The organism is Cellulomonas bogoriensis 69B4 = DSM 16987 (assembly GCF_000767165.1).
GTDB lineage: Bacteria > Actinomycetota > Actinomycetes > Actinomycetales > Cellulomonadaceae > Actinotalea > Actinotalea bogoriensis.
The window spans coordinates 1-6,511 of the sequence record NZ_AXCZ01000155.1; the positions used below are offsets into that span (position 1 = coordinate 1).

The following is a 6,511-nucleotide window of genomic DNA, read 5'->3' on the forward strand; positions in this document are numbered from 1 at the left end:
CGCTGCCGGCGCTGTGCGCGGGTCACGGGCGGTGACGGTCGGTCCGGCCCAGCCCGATCACGTGGCCCTGGTGCGGGGGACGTGGTTGGCCGATGCCGGCAAGGGTCTGCCGCCGTTGTGGCAGGACCGGTTGGACGAGGTCGCAGCACCGCCGGACCGCCTGGCGACGGCGGTGGACCGGGCGTTGGAGGACGTGACCTGCATGCCCACCCGGTCGCGGGCCGCGACGGTGGTGCGGGGCGTGGCCACGGCCCTGGTCGCGGCGGCGCTGGTGCTGCTGGCGGTCACGGTGGGGGTGGCCGTCGGTGGTGGTGACGGGGTCGTGGGCCTGGGCGTCGGGGTGCTGGTGCTGCTCGCTGCGGGCGCAGGCACGTGGTGGCTCGCAGGCCGGGTCGAGGCCCGTGCCGCGCAGGCGGAGGCCGGCCGGTTCGGGGAACGTGTGCGGCAGGAGGTCGGGGCGGTGGCCGACCGGCTGCTGCTGGACCCGGTCCTGGAGGTGCTGGCCGACCACCGGTCGTTGCGTGAGGCCGTGGGACTGGTCCGCAAGGAGGCGGGCGACGTCGAGCCTGCCGCACCGTCGGGCCGGTCAGCCTCGCCTGCGGCGCCTGAGGGTACGGATGGTCAGCTGGACGGCGGACGTCATGACGAGGGCGGCGAACAGGACGCCGGACAGGTGGGCGGGCACCAGGAACGCGAGCTCCACGCCACCGAAGGAGGCGAGGGTCCCGCAGCCTCCGACGACCAGGCCGGTGCGGACGTCGAGCTGCCCGCCCCGGTGGTTGGCCCAGGTGCCGGCGATCGCGGTGGGGACGATGACCAGCAGGGACGTGCCCTTGGCGACCAGGTCACCGGCGCCGAACAGCACGATGAGGGCGGGCACGGTGATGAGCCCGCCACCGACCCCGAAGAGCCCGGCCGTGACGCCCATGACCACGCCGGTGGCGAGCAGCCCCGCACCTGAGCCGGGCGTGAGGTCGATCTGGGTGCCGCGTGCGGGCTCCACGAACGCCATGTACGCGGCGACGGCGACGAGCAGGGTGATGAACATCCACCGCAGCCACGGTCGTGGCAGGACGCGCATGAGCCTGGCACCGAGGTGCGCGCCGACGACCCCGCCGACGGCGACGAGTGCGGCGACGGGGACGTCGACCTCACCGCGCAGCGCGTAACCGGTCGCCCCCACCACGGAGGTGGGCACGATCGCGAGCAGGGACGCGGCGGCCGCGCGCCGTTGGTCCAGACCCGCGAACGTGATGAGCAGCGGGACCATCAGCAACCCGCCGCCCACACCGAACAGCCCTGCCATGAGGCCGCCGACGAGCCCGATCACGACCAGCCGTACCAGGGCTGGGCGGTGCGGTTGCGGGCCTGGCGCCACGGTCCTCCGTCCGGGGGTCTGGGGGCGCCCCCATGATGCCGCGCGCAGCGGTGCTCCACAGGACGAAGGCCCTGCACGGGGACCGTCCGGGTGGGCGTCCAGGCTTGTGGTGTGCCCGTGACCGGGGCGGACGGACAGCGGAGGAGGAGCGGTGGCGATGACGAACGGTGTGACGATCACGGTGGTGGGGTGGGCGGCGACGGACCCGCGGGAGGTCGTCGGCGAGGGGGTTCCGTTCACGAGCTTCCGGGTGGCGTCCACGCCCCGCCGGTACGACGCGCGGGCCGGGGCGTGGCAGGACGGGCGCACCGAGTGGTTCACGGTCAAGGCGTTCCGGGACACGGCGGTGAACGTCGCGGGGTCGGTGCGCAAGGGTGACCCGGTGGTGGTGCACGGGCGGTTGCGCACCGAGGAGTGGGACACCGAGTCCGGCCCGCGCACGGGCCTGGTCGTGGACGCGGGTGCGGTCGGTCACGACCTGTCGCGCGGGACGGCGGTGTTCACACGCCGCACGCACGCCACCGCCGAGGCGCCTGCCGACACCGGTGCCGTGACGTCGTAGGCTGGCCGGTGGCCCAGGCGCCCCCGTGCGCCCCGATCGACCGTTGGAGCAGACCCGACCGTGGCTGAGTTCATCTACACCATGTACAAGGCGCGCAAGGCGCACGGCGACAAGGTCATCCTCGACGACGTCACCATGAGCTTCTACCCGGGCGCCAAGATCGGCATGGTCGGTCCCAACGGCGCCGGTAAGTCCACGATCTTGAAGATCATGGCCGGGCTGGACCAGCCGTCGAACGGTGAGGCCCGGCTCTCGCCCGGGTTCACGGTCGGGATCCTGCTCCAGGAGCCGCCGTTGGACGAGTCCAAGACGGTGCTGGGCAACGTCGAGGACGGCGTGCGCGAGATCAAGGACAAGATCGACCGGTTCAACGAGATCTCGGCCCAGATGGCCGACCCGGACGCCGACTACGACGCGCTCCTGGAAGAGATGGGCAAGCTGCAGGAGGCCATCGACGCCGCCGACGCGTGGGACCTGGACTCCCAGCTGGAGCAGGCGATGGACGCGCTGCGCTGCCCGCCGCCGGACGCGGACGTGTCGGTGCTGTCCGGTGGTGAGCGTCGCCGGGTGGCGTTGTGCAAGCTGCTCCTGGAGAAGCCCGACCTGCTGCTGCTGGACGAGCCGACCAACCACCTGGACGCCGAGAGCGTGCTGTGGCTCGAGCAGCACCTGGCCCAGTACGAGGGCGCCGTCATCGCGGTGACCCACGACCGGTACTTCCTGGACCACGTGGCCCAGTGGATCGCCGAGGTCGACCGTGGGCGCCTGTACCCCTACGAGGGCAACTACTCCACGTACCTGGAGAAGAAGCAGGCGCGTCTGGAGGTCCAGGGCAAGAAGGACGCGAAGCTGGCCAAGCGCCTCAAGGACGAGCTCGAGTGGGTGCGGTCCTCGGCGAAGGGCCGCCAGACGAAGTCCAGGGCCCGTCTGGCCCGTTACGAGGAGATGGCCGCCGAGGCGGACCGGACCCGGAAGCTGGACTTCGAGGAGATCCAGATCCCCCCGGGCCCCCGCCTGGGCAGCATCGTGATCGAGGCCAAGGACCTGAACAAGGGCTTCGGCGACAGGGTGCTGATCGACGGGTTGTCCTTCTCCCTGCCGCGCAACGGGATCGTGGGTGTGATCGGCCCCAACGGTGTCGGCAAGACCACGCTGTTCAAGACGATCGTGGGCCTGGAGGAGCTCGACGGCGGCGACCTGAAGGTCGGCGAGACCGTCCAGCTGTCGTACGTGGACCAGAGCCGTGGCGGCATCGACCCCAAGAAGACCTTGTGGGAGGTCGTCTCGGACGGGTTGGACTTCATCAAGGTCGGCAACGTCGAGATGCCGTCCCGCGCCTACGTGGCCGCGTTCGGGTTCAAGGGCCCCGACCAGCAGAAGCCCGCGGGGGTGCTGTCCGGTGGTGAGCGCAACCGGTTGAACCTGGCCCTGACCCTGAAGCAGGGCGGCAACGTCCTGCTCCTGGACGAGCCCACCAACGACCTGGACGTCGAGACCCTCGGGTCCCTGGAGAACGCCCTGCTGGAGTTCCCCGGCTGCGCCGTGGTCGTGTCCCACGACCGGTGGTTCCTGGACCGTGTCGCGACCCACATCCTGGCCTACGAGGGCACCGACGAGAACCCGGCCAACTGGTACTGGTTCGAGGGGAACTTCGAGTCCTACGAGGCGAACAAGGTCGAGCGACTGGGCGCGGACGCGGCCCGCCCCCACCGGGTGACGTACCGCAAGCTCACCCGGGACTGACCCCGTGCTCACGGCCGACGCCGGTCAGCGCCTGGCCCAGGCGCTGACCGGCGTGCGCGCCGCCGTCGGGAAGGTCAGGTTGCCGCTCGAGCTACCCGGGGCGGACCAGGCCCGTGACCTCACCCGTGACCTCACGGACCGCCTCGACGACCACCTCCTGCCACGCGTGCACCAGCTGGGTGCGCCGCTCCTGGCGGTGATCGGTGGCTCGACCGGGTCGGGCAAGTCCACCCTGGTCAACACCCTGGTGGGTCACCCGGTCAGCGCCGCCGGGGTCATCCGTCCCACCACGCGTCGGCCCGTCCTGGTGCACCACCCGGACGACGCTCCCTGGTACGTCACCGACCGGGTCCTTCCCGGGCTCGCGCGCACCACCGGGCCCGCCACCACGACTGCGCACGGGACGCCCGACCCCCACCCCGCAGGTGCCGGTGGCCTGCATCTGGTGCCCCACGCCCGGCTGCCCCGCGGTCTGGCCGTCCTGGACGCACCTGACATCGACTCGGTCTCGGCCGAGAACCGCCGCCTCGGGGCCCAGCTCCTCGGCGCCGCCGACCTGTGGGTGTTCCTCACCACTGCGGCACGGTACGCCGACGCCGTCCCGTGGGAGCTCCTCGACGGTGCGGCGCAGCGGCGCGCCGTGGTCCTCGTGGTCCTCAACCGGGTCGAGCCGCACGCCCGCGAGGCCGTGACCGCTGACCTGGGTCGCATGCTCGACGCACGCGGGGTCCAGGCCCACGTCGCCGTCGTCGAGGAGGCACCCGTCACCGACGGGCTCCTGCCCCCTGAGGCGATCGCCCCCGTCGAGGCCTGGCTGCGTGCCACCGTCGCCGACGCACCCGCACGCACGGACGTGGTGCGCCGCACGGTCGGTGGGGCCGTCGCAGACCTCCTCACCCGGGGCCCGCACCTGGCCGACGCGATCCTCGCCCAGGACGCCCACAACCAGACCCTGCGGGGAACGGTCGCTGCCGCCCACGACGAGGCCCTGGACCAGGTGGCCCGCTCGACCGCCGACGGGACCATGCTCCGCGGAGAGGTCCTGGCCCGCTGGCAGGAGTTCGTGGGCACCGGCGAGCTGATGCGCAGCCTGGAGGAGAAGGTCGGCTCCTGGCGTGACCGGCTGGTCGCCACCGTGCGCGGGCGGCCCGCACCCGAACGGGTCACCCACGCGGTCGGTCGAGGCCTGGTCGACCTGATCACCGACGCGGCCGACCGCGCAGCCGAGAGGTCCTACGACGCCTGGTCCCACGACCCCGTCGGCGCGCGGCTCCTGGACGGCCTGCGGCTGTCACGGGCGACCAGCGACCTGCCCGAACGGGCCGACGCCGAGATCCGCGCCTGGCAGGGCGACGTCCTGGACCTCGTCGCCACCGAGGGGCAGGGGCGACGCGGCACCGCACGGGCACTGTCCCTCGGCGTCAACGGTCTGGGCGCAGCCCTGATGATCGCGATCTTCGCCTCCACCGGTGGCCTCACCGCCGCCGAGGTCGGCGTCGCGGGCGGCACCGCTGTCCTCGCGCAACGGCTCCTCGAGGCCGTGTTCGGTGACGAGGCGGTGCGACGCCTGACCGACACCGCCCACCAGGACCTCCGCGACCGGGTCCACGGCCTGCTGCGCACCGAGCAGGACAGGTACCTGGCGCTCCTGGACGCCACCGACGTCCGCCCCGACGCCGCCGCCGCCCTGAACCAGGCACTGGCCGAGCTGCGCACCGTCGCCACCGAGGTGCTCGGCACCGACGACCCCGCAGCCACGGACCCAGCACCACACGTCACCGTCCTCGCACCACAACCCCGTACTGCCGACCCGCACCAGGACGAGAACGTCTGGCGACGCCTGTGGCGCAAGGTCCGCCGCCCGTGACGGCCGCCACCCCCGCACCGGACGCCCCCACGCCCCGCAGCGACGTCCTGCCCCTGACCCACAGGTCCACCGCCCTGCGGGACGCGCTCGACGCCGGGCGCCACGTCCTGCCCCCCGCCCTGCGCGCCCGCGGGGACCAGCTCGCCGACCAGGTCCGCGACCGCTTCCGGCTGCCCGACCACACCGTCGTCGCACTCGCCGGGCCCACCGGCGCCGGCAAGTCCTCCCTGGTCAACGCCCTCACCGGTAGCGACGCCGCTCTCGTGGACGTCACCCGTCCCACCACCCGCGAGACGGTCGCCGTGGTGCGCGGCGACGGGGCCGCACCCCTGCTCGACTGGCTGGACGTCCGCCGCCGCCACCAGCTCGACACCGCCGGCCCTGGCCTGGTCCTCCTGGACCTGCCCGACCACGACTCGGTCGAGATCGGCCACCGCCTCGAGGTCGAGCGCCTCGTCGGCCTCGTGGACCTCGTCATCTGGGTCCTGGACCCCCAGAAGTACGCCGACGCGACCGTCCACGAGCACCACCTGCGCCACCTGACCGACCACCAGGACGTCCTCACCGTCGTCCTGAACCAGGCCGACCGCCTGACCCCCACCGAGCTGCGCGCCTGCACCACCGACCTCACCACCGTCCTCGCGCACGACGGCCTGGACCGCGTCCCGGTGCTCGCGGTCTCGGCACGCACCGGCGAGGGCGTCGACGCACTCCGGGAGGCTGTGGACGCAGCCGCGGCACGCCGCACCGCCGCGATCGACAGGCTCACCGCTGACGTCGTGTCCCTGGCCCACGAGGTCCTCCAGCACTGCGAGCCACCCCCCACCCGTGACGCCACCCCCCGCAACGGGACCCACGACGACCGCCACCTGGTCACCGCGCTGGGCGACGCCGCAGGGGTACCCCTGGTCCAGCGCGCCGCCCACGACGCCTCCGCACGCGCCGCCCGCCGCCGCACCGG

At 73.1% G+C, this 6,511-nt stretch carries 6 protein-coding genes; 4 read left to right on the forward strand and 2 right to left on the reverse strand.

Translation table 11 applies throughout. The annotated features are described in order from the left end of the window. Positions 1–22: 22 nt before the first annotated feature. Together N869_RS18800 and N869_RS11885 are read right to left on the reverse strand one after the other, a co-directional pair. Complete coding sequence (locus tag N869_RS18800; protein WP_035062004.1) at positions 23–511, reverse strand: hypothetical protein; 489 nt, start codon at positions 509–511, stop codon at positions 23–25. Positions 512–586: 75 nt separating this feature from the next. Then, entirely contained in the window at positions 587–1,378 is a 792-nt protein-coding gene (locus tag N869_RS11885; protein WP_035062006.1) for a sulfite exporter TauE/SafE family protein, read from the reverse strand. A 157-nt stretch (positions 1,379–1,535) separates the two neighbouring features. Here N869_RS11885 and N869_RS11890 point away from each other — a divergent pair, with 157 nt between their 5' ends. The 4 genes from N869_RS11890 to N869_RS11905 all read left to right on the forward strand — a co-directional run. Next, the gene (locus N869_RS11890; RefSeq protein WP_084137057.1) at positions 1,536–1,940 is read left to right on the forward strand and encodes a single-stranded DNA-binding protein; all 405 of its coding nucleotides are present in this window, start codon (positions 1,536–1,538) and stop codon (positions 1,938–1,940) included. A 60-nt stretch (positions 1,941–2,000) separates the two neighbouring features. Further along, on the forward strand, positions 2,001–3,683 hold the full coding sequence (gene ettA, locus N869_RS11895) for an energy-dependent translational throttle protein EttA (protein ID WP_035062008.1): 1,683 nt from the start codon (positions 2,001–2,003) through the stop codon (positions 3,681–3,683). Positions 3,684–3,687: 4 nt separating this feature from the next. Then, on the forward strand, positions 3,688–5,550 hold the full coding sequence (locus N869_RS11900; protein WP_052105490.1) for a GTPase domain-containing protein: 1,863 nt from the start codon (positions 3,688–3,690) through the stop codon (positions 5,548–5,550). Then, positions 5,547–6,511: GTPase (locus tag N869_RS11905; protein ID WP_232229715.1), on the forward strand; the 965-nt coding region annotated here is incomplete at its 3' end. The genes N869_RS11900 and N869_RS11905, both read left to right, overlap by 4 nt.